Below are 14,116 nucleotides of genomic sequence, written 5' to 3' on the forward strand. Positions count from 1 at the left end.
AAGTTGATTAAAAGCGAGACACTCCAAAACGGCTTGGATTCAATGTCCGCTGCTGTGCTTCATAAATGGTTTGTAAAAGGAAAATCAGTAATTTTCGGGTATCGCGAGGGTCAATAATGCCGTCGTCATGCAACATGGCCGTATTGAAAAGTGCGGTAGATTGCTGCTCTAATTTCATGGCTGTACTTTGCTCAAGAAAATCGAGCATTTGAGGATTAGGCTCCTGACCTGAAGCTTTTTGCTTGCCTTCGGCCACAATACGTAAGACTTTTCCAGCCTGAGCAGCACCCATTACAGCAACATGCGAGTTCGGCCAAGCAAAAATAAAGTCTGGCGATAAACTACGTCCGCACATCGCATAGTTGCCAGCTCCATACGACCCAGCTACCACAATCGAAATTTTTGGCACGGTACAATTGGCAACAGCCTGAATTAATTTTGAACCATGTTTGATAATACCGTTTTGCTCTGCATCTGTTCCCACCATAAAACCTGTGGTGTTATGCAAGAACAATAGCGGACGCTGAGTCTGTTCGCACAGGTGAATAAACTGAGCTGTTTTCGCCGCACCTTGAGGGGTAATCGGACCATTATTGGTGATAATACCGATATGTAAGCCACCAATTTTTGCCCAGCCACAAACAGTTAAATCATCATATTCCTGCTTAAATTCAAGAAAATCTGAATCATCAACAATTCGGGCTACCACCTCTTTCATATCGAATGGTTGTTTAGGATCACTTGGAATCACACCCAATAATTCATCGACATGGTAACGAGGTTCTTTATAGACTGCATCAACTGGTTTGATCTGTTCTTTCCAGTTCAGATGCTCAAAAATTTCACGTGCAAGTCGAATACCATCGGCATCATTTTCTGCCAAATATTCAGCGGTTCCAGCAATTTGAGAGTGCATTTCCGCTCCACCCAATTCTTCAGCCGTTGCCACTTCACCCGTGGCAGCCAGAAGTAACGGTGGACCTGCAAGAAGCATCTCGGTTTGTTTACGTACCGCAATGACATAATCAGAAAGCCCAGGTTGATAAGCACCACCTGCTGTTGCATTACCATGTACAACAGCTAGTTGTGGAATACCTTCTGCAGAAAGGCGTGCCTGATTGGCAAAGGTCATACCACCGTAGGTAAATACTTCTGCTGCATAATTTAAGTTCGCGCCACCACTTTCGGTTAGCGTAATCAGCGGAAGTTTTTGTTCCAAAGCAATTTTTTGCAAACGCAAAGTCTTCTGCACGCCCATGGGCGACATGGTTCCACCCTTAATTGCACTATTACTTGCAGAGACTAGGCAACGCACACCACTAACAAAACCAATGCCAGCAATCACGCCACCACCCGCTTCCGAGCCATCTTTATCATCATGCATGTTGTAGCCAACCAAGCCACATAACTCGATGAAAGGAGAATCAGCATCTAGCAATAACCGCACGCGTTCATGGGGCAAAATTTTGCCTTTTTTATCGAACTTTGGTTTAGCAGCGTAGGATTTATCAATGCTTTTTTGCTGAATTGCACGGACCTCACTCAACTGAGCAAGTAGAGCATCTTTATTCTTTTGATACTGTTCACTTCCAACAGCAATTTCGGATTGGAGAATGGTCATTCTTTATTCCTCACTCCAAGCCTGAATTATTGTTTTGCTCAGCTTTTTCAGTCTTATCTTTTTTAAAAATTTCAGGGATAAACGCACGATGGAAACCATTATAAGATTCGCTATTTGTCGCATCGCCTAGCGGATACATTCGTGTTCCCTGCGATGCTGCCCCATCAATACGCAAAGTCACACCAGAGACAAAAGCCGCAGCATCAGATAACAAATAGCAAATTGCTGATGAAACTTCTGACTCGGTTCCCATGCGCTTTAAAGGCACATTACCAGCAAGACTTGGAATAATCACCTTGGCAAAATCCCCGCTATAATTATCCATGCCAGATGAAACAATCCAACCCGGTGCTACAGCATTTACTCGAACGCCAGATTTCCCCCACTCAACCGATGCTGTTTTGGTTAAGTTATCAACCCCCGAACGTGCAGCGCCTGAATGCCCCATTCCTGGCATGCCGCCCCACATATCGGCAGTCATGTTGACAATACTGCCACCATGTTTTGCCATCCATTGGTTATAAGCTTCACGCATTAAATAGAAAGTTGAATGCAGATTATTACGCACGACTGCATCAAAGCCGTTCGCAGAGATATTCTCTAATGCGGAAGGAAACTGACCGCCCGCGTTATTAACTAAACCATCAAGTTTGCCGAACTTCTCAATCACTTCAGCAATCATATTCTTCACTTGTTCTTCTTCTCGGTTATCACACACAACAAAATGAACGAGTCCGCCATCTTCTGTAATTTCTTGGCTTACTTTTTCCAGTTTTTCAATTTTGCGTCCTGTAATTACGACTTGAGCCCCTAACGCGGCAAGCTCATGGGCAGTACAACGACCAATTCCTGAGCCACCACCGGTCACAATAATCACTTTATTGGTAAAGGCATCTGATCTAAAAATTGATTGATAACTCATCTTTGTTTCATCCATTCATTTTATTTTTCTAAAAGATGTGCCGGAATTTTTACAGGCATATCCAATAATTGTTGTGCAAATGCTTTACCTTGTGGGTCGATACGTAGGCTTGCAACACCACCACCACCCAAAGCATTTTCCAACATAAAATTCAACGCATTTAAACCCCGCAATTCATAACGAATTACTCGTCCTTTTTCAGCATCCAAAACATGTTTCATATAGCTTGCAACAGCTTGCTCTGTGAGTGCTGCACGAATCCAAGGTAAATATTCTGCTTTACGCGCAATGACCCCAATATTGCTATGATTGCCTTTATCTCCACTACGAGCATGCGCAATTTCAATCAAAGGAACTTCAATTTCATTATCTTGATAAACTGCTGTTTCACCTGCTTCAAAGGTATTTAATTGCTGAGTAGAAGACCCTTCAGGAATTTCAACAGGATAACGTTTCCCATCAAAATCAACTTCCACATTGACCTGATTTTTATCAATTAAAAATGAAAATAACTTAATCACTGGAGATGCTTTAGGCCGCCCCCCAACAATACCAGCCAAAGCTGGAGCCATTCCTGTTGAAGCCTGTGCAATTTCAGATGCAAAGAACATACAAGCTTCTTTAAACATGTGCTTTACAGCAATTTTGACGACTACTTCGCGGCTATTTAATGTTTGGGCATGTGCGCCATAAGTACTTTCGATGCCTAAAATTTCAACAGATTTTTCACTAAAAGGAGGTACTGAACGCATGGCCAACACACGCTCACATTTAGTTAAAATGGCATCGGCAATGACTTGCGCTTTTTGTGGTGCTTCACGCCCTGCGATTAGAAAACTGACTAAAACCCGATAGCCATCAGGATAAGTTGCACTCACTTTATATTGTGCTGTAGGTGCTTGCCCTGTTGCACCAGTCACACGCACTCGATGCTCACCAACTTGTTCTAGGTGCACCTGGCTAAAATCAGCAATCACATCTGGTAATAAATAGGCTTGTGGATTGCCAATTTCATACACGATTTGCTCTGCAACTGTTGCGGTAGAAACCAATCCACCTGTACCTTGCGGTTTAGTGACTACAAATGAGCCGTCCTCACTGACTTCAACCACAGGAAAACCCATATTGTCGAAGCCTTGTACTAAGCGCCAATCAGTAAAATTACCGCCTGTACATTGAGCACCACATTCAATTACATGTCCTGCCAATGATCCTTGCGCCAACTTGTCATAGTCATCGAGCGACCACTGATATTCATGAAGCAAAGGAGCAAGCACTACAGCCGAATCTACAACACGGCCCGTAATCACAATATCTGCACCTAAGTTCAAGGCATCGCGAATGGCCACAGCACCTAAATAAGCATTACTGCTCGCCACCTGCTCTGGCAAAGGCTCGTTGCTAAACATTTCTTGAATATTTTGTTGTTTGAACTGTTCTTGCTTTGCTAAAAGATCATCGCCTAAGACCACAGCCACTTTCAGGTTTAAACCATATTCACTAATTATTTTTTGTAAGGCATCTCGACAAGCAAGTGGATTTACCCCACCTGCATTACTAATCACCTTAATCTTTTTTTCTGCAATTTTTTTAAGTAGAGGTGCCATTACTCGACTAACAAAATCTAAGGCATAGCCATGTTTCGGCTCTACCATTTTCGCTTTTGCCATAATCGACATTGTAATTTCTGACAAATAATCAAAAACCAAATAATCAATATCGGTTAAATGCACCAATTGAAAAGCAGCAGTATTGGTATCTCCCCAAAATCCGGAGGCACAACCTATCTTTACGACACGCTCATCATCCTGTTGATTACTTGCCATCTTATTTCTCGTTGTTCTGTTTGAAAATTAGCCTCAACATTACCAAGCAAGCGCTTGGTTTGTAAAGAGCAAAATGTTATTGTGATGTTGACCAAATCTTCCAAAATCGATAATCATTCTGAAATATGGTGAGATTTAGCAAAAAATTTCAGTATTCATTTTTATTTAAAGGGTCAAACCGCACGCATGATTGCTACTTCAATTGAACAGATTCCAAATATCTCTTGCTTTGATGACAGCCCACGTGGTCGTTTATTACAAGGTGCCGCGTACCTATTTCACAAGCAAGGCTATGACAAAACTACTGTCCGTGAACTAGCTCAATTTATTGGTATTCAATCGGGGAGTTTGTTCCATCACTTCAAAAGTAAAGATGACATCCTTGCCCATGTGATGGAGCAAACCATCATTTATAACCTAGCCCGTTTAGAAGATGCAGCAACTCAATCTACAGATCCAGAGCAACAATTACGTGCCCTGATTAAAGCAGAACTCATCTCGATTACTGGAGATACAGGTGCTGCAATGGCTGTTCTGGTTTACGAATGGTTTGCCCTTTCAAAAGAAAAACAAGATTATCTATTGAAAATGCGTAATGAATATGAGCAAATTTGGTTAGATGTTATTGAAAAGTTACGCATAAAGGGCAAGATAAAGCATGATGCCTTTATATGGCGACGTTTAGTTGGTGGAGCGATTTCATGGACCGTAACTTGGTATAAACCTGAAGGAAAGGTCAAAATTGATGAACTGACCGAAATGGTTTGGGAGATGGCTTTGAAATGAGTTCAGTCTATTTACGTAAACCTCAAATAAATGACTTGGCTGAAATTAAAGAAGCTTATAAGCGCAGTGTTCAATTACATCAACCGTGGACATATCCACCCTCTGACTTTCAACACTACCTAGCACAAGAACATCGTTATTTCGTTTGTTTAGAGAAAGACCATACAATTGTAGGAACTTTTAATATTTCTAACATTATCAGAGGTTATTTTCACTCGGCTTACTTAGGTTATGAAGTATTTCATCCATATCGAGGCCAAGGATATATGAAAGCAGGCCTGAAATTATTACTCAAAGAGGCATTTGAAAACTTAAACTTACATAGATTAGAAGCAAATATACAACCTGAAAATATTGCTTCAATTCATCTGGTTGCAAATGCAGGTTTTATCAAAGAGGGCTTTTCTCGACAATATCTTCGAGTAGGTGGAAAAGAGTGGAAAGATCATGAACGTTGGGCGATTTTAAATTATGACTGGATTGAATCATTTCAATAAACTTATGAATGAGATGCGGTGGCACAATGACCACCTTATCAAAAATTAATAACCCAACTGCTTACTAATCAAATCTTTCATGATTTCTTCAGCGCCACCGCCAATCATATTCACCTTAACTTCACGATAAATACGTTCAGACTTAGTTCCACGCATAAAGCCCATACCACCCAATGTTTGTACAGCTGCATCAGCACAAAATTGCATAGTACGTGTAGCAACATTTTTAAGCATTGAAATTTGAGCTACGAGCTCTGGCCCCTGCAACTTTGGTTGAGTCATTTTCCATGCAGTTTCTTCAAGTAATGCCCGTGTTGAGGTCAATTGTGTCGCCATATCCACCAACTTATGACGGACTACTTGATGATCAATTAATCGCTTACCAAATGTTTTACGTTGCTGAGCCCAATCTAAAGCTTCTTCATAACACACCAGTGCATAACCATAAGCCACTACACCTAAGAAAAAACGCTCCATATTAAAGTTATTCATAATCACTTTAAAACCAGCATTCTCTTTACCTAAAAGATTTGATACAGGCACTTTAACTTGGTCAAAATGCAAATGTGCTGTATCTGAAGCCCACCACCCCATTTTCTTTAAAGGTGTTTTAGTGATTCCTTCACTCTGTGCATCAATCAGCAACATCGAAATGCCTTCTGCACCTGATTTAGTCGGGTCTGTACGCACCGCAACTGTATAGTAATCAGCTCGAATTCCTGAAGTGATAAAGGTTTTCTCACCAGAAACAATATAATAATCACCCTCTCGAACAGCCTTAGTCTGAAGTGCAGCAACATCAGACCCACCACTTGGTTCAGTAATGGCTAAGGCAGAAATTTTTTCACCAGAAATAATACTCGGGAGAACTCTAGCTTTTAATTCTTCACTACCAAAATGCTGAATCGGTGGTGCACCAATGGTATGTACCATCAATGAGATATGTACTCCACCAGAGCCAGCCTTCGCCATTTCGACACCAGCCAGCAATGAATAGAATGGATCAGCATCTGGAATACCACCATATTCTTCAGAAAACCCTAACCCTAATAAACCAATCTCAGCAGCTTTCTTATATAGTTCTCTTGGAAATGTCTCGGCTTCATCCCACTCATTGACAAAAGGTGCCATTTCTTTTTGTACAAATCGACGAACATTATCAGCAAAAGCAATGTGTTGTTCATTATAGTAAATTGGATTGGATTGCATTTTTAGAGATATCCTGATGTTTTTATTTAATTCCAAGGCATATCTTGGCATGTTTGGCATCAATCAAAAGTTGCAAGAATCTCCAATTTCTTGGCATAAAACATCAAACCCAATTATTCTTATTAAAATGCAAAGTCTATACTCTTAAACAGCAACGAAATCCACGAACCGCGTAATATGATTGCGCACCATTATGATAAACAAAAACACGGCCATAACGACGGTCAGCAAAAATTGCTCCATCTAATTGGCGAATCTCATCTGGAGTTGCAAGCCAACTTGATGTTTTAAGATCAAACTCGCCTAACTTTTGTAATTGATGATATTGCTCTTCTGTTAGAAGTTCGACTCTCATTTCTATAGCAATATCGATTGCACTATTTTTAGGCGGGTGATCTTTTCTAGACTCTAAAGCTTCACGATCATAACAAAGACTTCTACGGCCTTTTGGTGTCTCAGGAGAGCAATCCATAAACAAATATTCATCACTCTGTTGATCATAAGCCACCACGTCAGGCTCTCCTCCCGTATTTTCCATTTCTTGCAATGACCATAGTTTGTCAGGAGATTTAATTAGTTTAGTCTGCACACTCGGCCATTCTATTTCTTTATGCCGATGTGAATTCTTTTCAAATCTATTTTTTAGTAGCTCAATCAGTGTTTCTATTTGCTTTGGAGCTAATTGCTTTTTAATTACCATTGGATAAATCCTTATATTTATTAAGCTGAACGCCCATCAAAATAATTTATTTTTTCTAAATCCATATCATCTATGCATCGAACATTAATAGCAAAGATAGCATTACCCTTTGCGTCTGTACCTTGAGCATAAGGGTGAATACCACAATTTTTGCAGAAATGATGATTAATCACATGTTTATTAAAAGTGTAATTCGCTAAAATATCTAAAGATTCAAAAGAAACCGTAACTTGATTACTCGGTAAGAACCAAAATAAGGCGCCTTTCTTTTGACAGATTGAACAGTTACAAGATAATGCCTCTAATAGCTCACCTACCACAATAAACTTAACCTGACCACAATGACAACTTCCTTTATATTCCATACCTATTTTCCTTTTTCTCGTTCTAATTTTTTAGAATATTCTTCTTAATACTTCAATTTTTTATCATTTTGTAGAATTTATTTTCTCTTCATCACCCAAACATATAAATTAAAATAATGATCAACTCCAAAAAGATTGACACCTCTTACATCTACTACCATTTTTAAAAGAGAATAAAGGTAGACCAAAGAACATGAAAGCTAAAAAAGTTGATTTTTTCCCTTTTGTATAAGCTTCTATATCTCGACTTCCACAATAAGGGCAACATTCTTTATTCTTTCCAAATTTTTGCTCTAACTCATCACTAAAGTCCTTCTCAAGAAGAGCCTTTGATTCCTCAACATAGTCTGCTGGAACTAATAGACGAACTCCACCTAAAGCATTGGAATAAAACCAATCCATATTAATAGTGTGTTCATTTTCAATATATACGGGAATACCAAAAGCTTCTAACTGAGTTTTTGCAATTTGAGCTTCATAAGGAAAAGAGAACGTTTTAACCAATATCCATTGCATAGGTATATTTCAAAAAATAGAAGAGAGTTATGGGCTAAAAATATCATTTTTAGGCAGTTAAAGCATTACTCCCCTTTTCCAGACATAAAAAAACACCCTCAACTGTTAAGTTGAGGGTGTTTCGAATAATGAGCTGGCGATGACTTACTCTCACATGGGAAACCCCACACTACCATCAGCGCTAAGAGGTTTCACTTCTGAGTTCGGGAAGGGATCAGGTGGTTCACTCTTGCTATGGTCGCCAGCACAACTGGTATGGATACTTACATTGGTCTTATTGGTTGCCGATGCGTTTTCCAAATCTTTACAGATGGGCTGATTGAGTCTTAATATTTTGTTCATTTTAGCTAAGCGTATAACTAAATCAAGTTGCTTTGCATATTAATGAATCGATTGATGCTTTATATACAACTGCTTGGGTGTTGTATAGTCAAGCCTCACGAGCAATTAGTATTGGTCAGCTTCACATATCACTATGCTTCCACATCCAACCTATCAACGTCCTAGTCTCGAACGGCTCTTTAGAGGACATAAAGTCCTAGGGAAATCTTATCTTGAGGTAGGCTTCCCGCTTAGATGCTTTCAGCGGTTATCCCTTCCGAACATAGCTACCCGGCGATGCGACTGGCGTCACAACCGGTACACCAGAGGTTCGTCCACTCTGGTCCTCTCGTACTAGGAGCAGATCCTCTCAAATTTCCAGCGCCCACGGTAGATAGGGACCGAACTGTCTCACGACGTTCTAAACCCAGCTCGCGTACCTCTTTAAATGGCGAACAGCCATACCCTTGGGACCTGCTTCAGCCCCAGGATGAGATGAGCCGACATCGAGGTGCCAAACACCGCCGTCGATATGAACTCTTGGGCGGTATCAGCCTGTTATCCCCAGAGTACCTTTTATCCGTTGAGCGATGGCCCTTCCATACAGAACCACCGGATCACTAAGACCTACTTTCGTACCTGCTCGACTTGTGGGTCTCGCAGTTAAGCGCGCTTTTGCCTTTATACTCTACGCGTGATTTCCGACCACGCTGAGCGCACCTTCGTACTCCTCCGTTACTCTTTAGGAGGAGACCGCCCCAGTCAAACTACCCACCAGACATGGTCCTCGCCCCGGATTACGGGGCAGAGTTAGAACCTCAACATTACCAGGGTGGTATTTCAAGGACGGCTCCATTGGAACTAGCGTTCCAACTTCAAAGCCTCCCACCTATCCTACACAAGTAAGGTCAAAGTTCAATGTCAAGCTGCAGTAAAGGTTCACGGGGTCTTTCCGTCTAGCCGCGGGTACACTGCATCTTCACAGCGATTTCGATTTCACTGAGCCTCTGCTGGAGACAGCGCCGCCATCATTATGCCATTCGTGCAGGTCGGAACTTACCCGACAAGGAATTTCGCTACCTTAGGACCGTTATAGTTACGGCCGCCGTTTACTGGGGCTTCGATCAAGAGCTTCGCTTACGCTAACCCCATCAATTAACCTTCCAGCACCGGGCAGGCATCACACCCTATACGTCCACTTTCGTGTTTGCAGAGTGCTATGTTTTTAATAAACAGTTGCAGCGGCCTGGTTTCTGTGGCTGTCATCAGCTCAGGAAGCAAGTTCCATCACCAACAACAGCGTACCTTCTCCCGAAGTTACGGTACCATTTTGCCTAGTTCCTTCAGCAGAGTTCTCTCAAGCGCCTTGGTCTACTCGACCTGACCACCTGTGTCGGTTTAGGGTACGATTCCTGTGTAACTGAAGCTTAGAGACTTTTCCTGGAAGCATGGTATCAGCCACTTCGCTGTACAAGTACAGCTTGCTATCAGATCTCAGCATAGAGCACCCCGGATTTGCCTAAGATGCATGCCTACTTCCTTTCACCTGGACAACCAACGCCAGGCTGACTTAACCTTCTCCGTCCTCTCATCGCATTACACAGAAGTATTGGAATATTAACCAATTTCCCATCGACTACGCCTTTCGGCCTCGCCTTAGGGGTCGACTCACCCAGCCCCGATTAACGTTGGACTGGAACCCTTGGTCTTTCGGCGAACGGGTTTTTCACCCGTTTTGTCGTTACTCACGTCAGCATTCGCACTTCTGATACCTCCAGCATACTTCTCAATACACCTTCATCGGCTTACAGAACGCTCCCCTACCACTTGACTTAAAAGTCAAATCCGCAGCTTCGGCACATAGTTTTAGCCCCGTTACATCTTCCGCGCAGGCCGACTCGACTAGTGAGCTATTACGCTTTCTTTAAAGGGTGGCTGCTTCTAAGCCAACCTCCTAGCTGTCTATGCCTTCCCACATCGTTTCCCACTTAACTATGATTTTGGGGCCTTAGCTGGCGGTCTGGATTGTTTTCCTCTTGACTACGGACGTTAGCACCCGCAGTCTGTCTCCCGGATAGTACTCATAGGTATTCGGAGTTTGCATCGGTTTGGTAAGTCGGGATGACCCCCTAGCCGAAACAGTGCTCTACCCCCTATGGTATTCGTCCGAGGCGCTACCTAAATAGCTTTCGGGGAGAACCAGCTATCACCAGGCTTGATTAGCCTTTCACCCCTATCCACAAGTCATCCCCTGGCTTTTCAACGACAGTGGGTTCGGTCCTCCAGTTAGTGTTACCCAACCTTCAACCTGCTCATGGATAGATCGCCTGGTTTCGGGTCTATACCCAGCAACTAAACGCCCTATTAAGACTCGATTTCTCTACGGCTCCCCTATACGGTTAACCTCGCTACTGAATATAAGTCGCTGACCCATTATACAAAAGGTACGCAGTCACCGAACAAGTCGGCTCCCACTGCTTGTATGCATGCGGTTTCAGGATCTATTTCACTCCCCTCACAGGGGTTCTTTTCGCCTTTCCCTCACGGTACTGGTTCACTATCGGTCAGTCAGGAGTATTTAGCCTTGGAGGATGGTCCCCCCATATTCAGACAAGGTTTCACGTGCCTCGCCCTACTCGTCATCATTATGTGTGCCCTTTCGTGTACGGGAATATCACCCTCTACGTTCGCACTTCCCAGAGCGTTCCACTAAAACACACATAACTTAATGGGCTGATCCCCGTTCGCTCGCCGCTACTAAGGGAATCTCAATTGATTTCTTTTCCTAAGGGTACTGAGATGTTTCACTTCCCCTCGTTCGCCTTGCAACACTATGTATTCATGTTGCAATACCTACCTTAAAGTAGGTGGGTTCCCCCATTCAGAAATCTCCGGATCAAAGGATATTTGCCGCCTCCCCGGAGCTTATCGCAGGCTATTACGTCTTTCATCGCCTCTGACTGCCAAGGCATCCACCACATGCACTTAATTACTTGACTATACAACCCCAAACAGTCGTTATTACCTACAAGGAGTAATAAGACATGATTAATGATTTCTCATCAATCTCTTACAGTTTGAAGTACTGTGTATTTAAACACTGTACAGCTTCAATCTAATTCATATACCAAAACGCTTGATTCAGTTAATTTGCTAGTTCTCAATTAATTCCAAGATCAGAATTACTTCTTCTCTTTTCATTATTGAGTGAACAATTTATTTCAGACTCAATTTTGCCAATCTGTTAATGAATAAACATGCCTTCGTCAGGTCATGCTTAATACCGTGATACTTAAATCACAGAAGTTAATAAACCAAGATCTTAATCTTTATTTACTAATTTCTGTAATCCGAACTTCTCTTAAGTTCTGGTGGAGACTAGGAGAGTCGAACTCCTGACCTCCTGCGTGCAAAGCAGGCGCTCTACCAACTAAGCTAAGTCCCCAGCTTACATCATCAGTTATGTATCTTCTTTTCTATAACTTCAACCAGTCAAAGTCATGGTGGGTCTGACAAGACTTGAACTTGTGACCCCACGCTTATCAAGCGTGTGCTCTAACCAACTGAGCTACAGACCCTCAGATACATCTATGAAGAACAACTTGTTGTGGATTCTTACCAATCGTCAATCTTTCGTTAAGGAGGTGATCCAGCCGCAGGTTCCCCTACGGCTACCTTGTTACGACTTCACCCCAGTCATCGGCCACACCGTGGTAAGCGTCCTCCTTGCGGTTAGACTACCTACTTCTGGTGCAACAAACTCCCATGGTGTGACGGGCGGTGTGTACAAGGCCCGGGAACGTATTCACCGCGGCATTCTGATCCGCGATTACTAGCGATTCCGACTTCATGGAGTCGAGTTGCAGACTCCAATCCGGACTACGATCGGCTTTTTGAGATTAGCATCCTATCGCTAGGTAGCAACCCTTTGTACCGACCATTGTAGCACGTGTGTAGCCCTGGCCGTAAGGGCCATGATGACTTGACGTCGTCCCCGCCTTCCTCCAGTTTGTCACTGGCAGTATCCTTAAAGTTCCCGACATTACTCGCTGGCAAATAAGGAAAAGGGTTGCGCTCGTTGCGGGACTTAACCCAACATCTCACGACACGAGCTGACGACAGCCATGCAGCACCTGTATATAAGTTCCCGAAGGCACCAATCCATCTCTGGAAAGTTCTTACTATGTCAAGGCCAGGTAAGGTTCTTCGCGTTGCATCGAATTAAACCACATGCTCCACCGCTTGTGCGGGCCCCCGTCAATTCATTTGAGTTTTAGTCTTGCGACCGTACTCCCCAGGCGGTCTACTTATCGCGTTAGCTGCGCCACTAAAGCCTCAAAGGCCCCAACGGCTAGTAGACATCGTTTACGGCATGGACTACCAGGGTATCTAATCCTGTTTGCTCCCCATGCTTTCGCACCTCAGCGTCAGTGTTAGGCCAGATGGCTGCCTTCGCCATCGGTATTCCTCCAGATCTCTACGCATTTCACCGCTACACCTGGAATTCTACCATCCTCTCCCACACTCTAGCTAACCAGTATCGAATGCAATTCCCAAGTTAAGCTCGGGGATTTCACATTTGACTTAATTAGCCGCCTACGCGCGCTTTACGCCCAGTAAATCCGATTAACGCTTGCACCCTCTGTATTACCGCGGCTGCTGGCACAGAGTTAGCCGGTGCTTATTCTGCGAGTAACGTCCACTATCTGAAGGTATTAACTTCAGTAGCCTCCTCCTCGCTTAAAGTGCTTTACAACCATAAGGCCTTCTTCACACACGCGGCATGGCTGGATCAGGCTTGCGCCCATTGTCCAATATTCCCCACTGCTGCCTCCCGTAGGAGTCTGGGCCGTGTCTCAGTCCCAGTGTGGCGGATCATCCTCTCAGACCCGCTACAGATCGTCGCCTTGGTAGGCCTTTACCCCACCAACTAGCTAATCCGACTTAGGCTCATCTATTAGCGCAAGGTCCGAAGATCCCCTGCTTTCTCCCGTAGGACGTATGCGGTATTAGCATTCCTTTCGAAATGTTGTCCCCCACTAATAGGCAGATTCCTAAGCATTACTCACCCGTCCGCCGCTAAGTGATAGTGCAAGCACCATCACTCCGCTCGACTTGCATGTGTTAAGCCTGCCGCCAGCGTTCAATCTGAGCCATGATCAAACTCTTCAGTTAAAAATCATTTTGCACCTTATTAAAGACAAGGTGCCAATTCTGGCTCATCAATTTTCTGACTTAAATTTCGCTCAAATAAACTTCGAGTAATTTAAACCAATCAATCAATGATAATATTTCGATCAATCAATCAGTAAAAATCCACACAAGTTGTTCTTCATAATCTCTTAATGATCTT

The 14,116-nt window shown here is 43.1% G+C and carries 9 protein-coding genes, 2 tRNA genes and 3 rRNA genes; 2 read left to right on the forward strand and 12 right to left on the reverse strand.

Annotated elements, in window-relative coordinates:
* Positions 1-7: 7 nt before the first annotated feature.
* Genes MKL38_RS17135 through MKL38_RS17145 form a run of 3 tightly spaced genes read right to left on the reverse strand, consistent with a single transcriptional unit; the run spans position 8 to position 4,369 of the window.
* Entirely contained in the window at positions 8-1,621 is a 1,614-nt protein-coding gene (locus MKL38_RS17135; protein ID WP_005043339.1) for an acyl-CoA carboxylase subunit beta, read from the reverse strand.
* Positions 1,622-1,631: 10 nt separating this feature from the next.
* Entirely contained in the window at positions 1,632-2,543 is a 912-nt protein-coding gene (locus tag MKL38_RS17140) for an SDR family oxidoreductase (protein ID WP_270903892.1), read from the reverse strand.
* Between the two features lie 20 nt (positions 2,544-2,563).
* The gene (locus tag MKL38_RS17145; protein ID WP_270903893.1) at positions 2,564-4,369 is read right to left on the reverse strand and encodes an acyclic terpene utilization AtuA family protein; all 1,806 of its coding nucleotides are present in this window, start codon (positions 4,367-4,369) and stop codon (positions 2,564-2,566) included.
* Between the two features lie 186 nt (positions 4,370-4,555).
* On the opposite strand from MKL38_RS17145, the gene MKL38_RS17150 reads away from it, so the two are divergent.
* Both MKL38_RS17150 and MKL38_RS17155 read left to right on the forward strand, forming a co-directional pair.
* A complete protein-coding gene (locus MKL38_RS17150; protein ID WP_017391490.1) occupies positions 4,556-5,155 on the forward strand; it encodes a TetR/AcrR family transcriptional regulator in 600 nt (199 codons plus the stop codon).
* The gene (locus tag MKL38_RS17155) at positions 5,152-5,652 is read left to right on the forward strand and encodes a GNAT family N-acetyltransferase (protein ID WP_270903894.1); all 501 of its coding nucleotides are present in this window, start codon (positions 5,152-5,154) and stop codon (positions 5,650-5,652) included. The genes MKL38_RS17150 and MKL38_RS17155 overlap by 4 nt, the downstream gene beginning before the upstream one ends.
* A gap of 45 nt (positions 5,653-5,697) precedes the next feature.
* Here the strand turns inward: MKL38_RS17155 and MKL38_RS17160 are convergent, their stop codons facing one another.
* From MKL38_RS17160 to MKL38_RS17200, 9 genes are all read right to left on the reverse strand, one after another.
* Positions 5,698-6,861 (reverse strand): acyl-CoA dehydrogenase family protein, encoded by a 1,164-nt coding sequence (locus MKL38_RS17160; RefSeq protein ID WP_017391488.1) that lies wholly within the window; start codon positions 6,859-6,861, stop codon positions 5,698-5,700.
* Positions 6,862-6,997: 136 nt separating this feature from the next.
* Positions 6,998-7,561: a DUF4256 domain-containing protein gene (locus tag MKL38_RS17165; protein ID WP_270903895.1), complete on the reverse strand. Its 564-nt coding sequence runs from the start codon at positions 7,559-7,561 to the stop codon at positions 6,998-7,000.
* Between the two features lie 20 nt (positions 7,562-7,581).
* Positions 7,582-7,926, reverse strand: coding sequence for a GFA family protein (locus MKL38_RS17170; RefSeq protein WP_270903896.1), 345 nt, complete (start codon positions 7,924-7,926; stop codon positions 7,582-7,584).
* A gap of 120 nt (positions 7,927-8,046) precedes the next feature.
* Positions 8,047-8,442: a putative signal transducing protein gene (locus MKL38_RS17175; protein WP_270903897.1), complete on the reverse strand. Its 396-nt coding sequence runs from the start codon at positions 8,440-8,442 to the stop codon at positions 8,047-8,049.
* A gap of 131 nt (positions 8,443-8,573) precedes the next feature.
* Positions 8,574-8,688, reverse strand: a 5S ribosomal RNA gene (rrf, locus tag MKL38_RS17180).
* A gap of 180 nt (positions 8,689-8,868) precedes the next feature.
* A 23S ribosomal RNA gene (locus tag MKL38_RS17185) occupies positions 8,869-11,762 on the reverse strand.
* Positions 11,763-12,132: 370 nt separating this feature from the next.
* Positions 12,133-12,208 (reverse strand) — tRNA-Ala (locus MKL38_RS17190).
* A gap of 56 nt (positions 12,209-12,264) precedes the next feature.
* A tRNA-Ile gene (locus MKL38_RS17195) sits at positions 12,265-12,341 on the reverse strand.
* Between the two features lie 59 nt (positions 12,342-12,400).
* Positions 12,401-13,938, reverse strand: a 16S ribosomal RNA gene (locus MKL38_RS17200).
* Together the 16S, 23S and 5S rRNA genes with 2 tRNA genes alongside form the textbook arrangement of a ribosomal RNA operon.
* Positions 13,939-14,116: the final 178 nt, after the last annotated feature.

This window comes from Acinetobacter sp. AOR14_HL (assembly GCF_027855175.1).
In the GTDB taxonomy this organism is placed as follows: Bacteria; Pseudomonadota; Gammaproteobacteria; order Pseudomonadales; family Moraxellaceae; genus Acinetobacter; species Acinetobacter calcoaceticus.

Excerpts from the sequence above, each read along its gene's own strand:
- MKL38_RS17135 (WP_005043339.1), bottom strand. The coding sequence starts at position 1,621 with ATGACCATTCTCCAATCCGAAATTGCTGTTGGAAGTGAACAGTATCAA.
- MKL38_RS17140 (WP_270903892.1), bottom strand. The coding sequence starts at position 2,543 with ATGAGTTATCAATCAATTTTTAGATCAGATGCCTTTACCAATAAAGTG.
- MKL38_RS17145 (WP_270903893.1), bottom strand. The coding sequence starts at position 4,369 with ATGGCAAGTAATCAACAGGATGATGAGCGTGTCGTAAAGATAGGTTGT.
- MKL38_RS17150 (WP_017391490.1), top strand. The coding sequence starts at position 4,556 with ATGATTGCTACTTCAATTGAACAGATTCCAAATATCTCTTGCTTTGAT.
- MKL38_RS17155 (WP_270903894.1), top strand. The coding sequence starts at position 5,152 with ATGAGTTCAGTCTATTTACGTAAACCTCAAATAAATGACTTGGCTGAA.
- MKL38_RS17160 (WP_017391488.1), bottom strand. The coding sequence starts at position 6,861 with ATGCAATCCAATCCAATTTACTATAATGAACAACACATTGCTTTTGCT.
- MKL38_RS17165 (WP_270903895.1), bottom strand. The coding sequence starts at position 7,561 with ATGGTAATTAAAAAGCAATTAGCTCCAAAGCAAATAGAAACACTGATT.
- MKL38_RS17170 (WP_270903896.1), bottom strand. The coding sequence starts at position 7,926 with ATGGAATATAAAGGAAGTTGTCATTGTGGTCAGGTTAAGTTTATTGTG.
- MKL38_RS17175 (WP_270903897.1), bottom strand. The coding sequence starts at position 8,442 with ATGCAATGGATATTGGTTAAAACGTTCTCTTTTCCTTATGAAGCTCAA.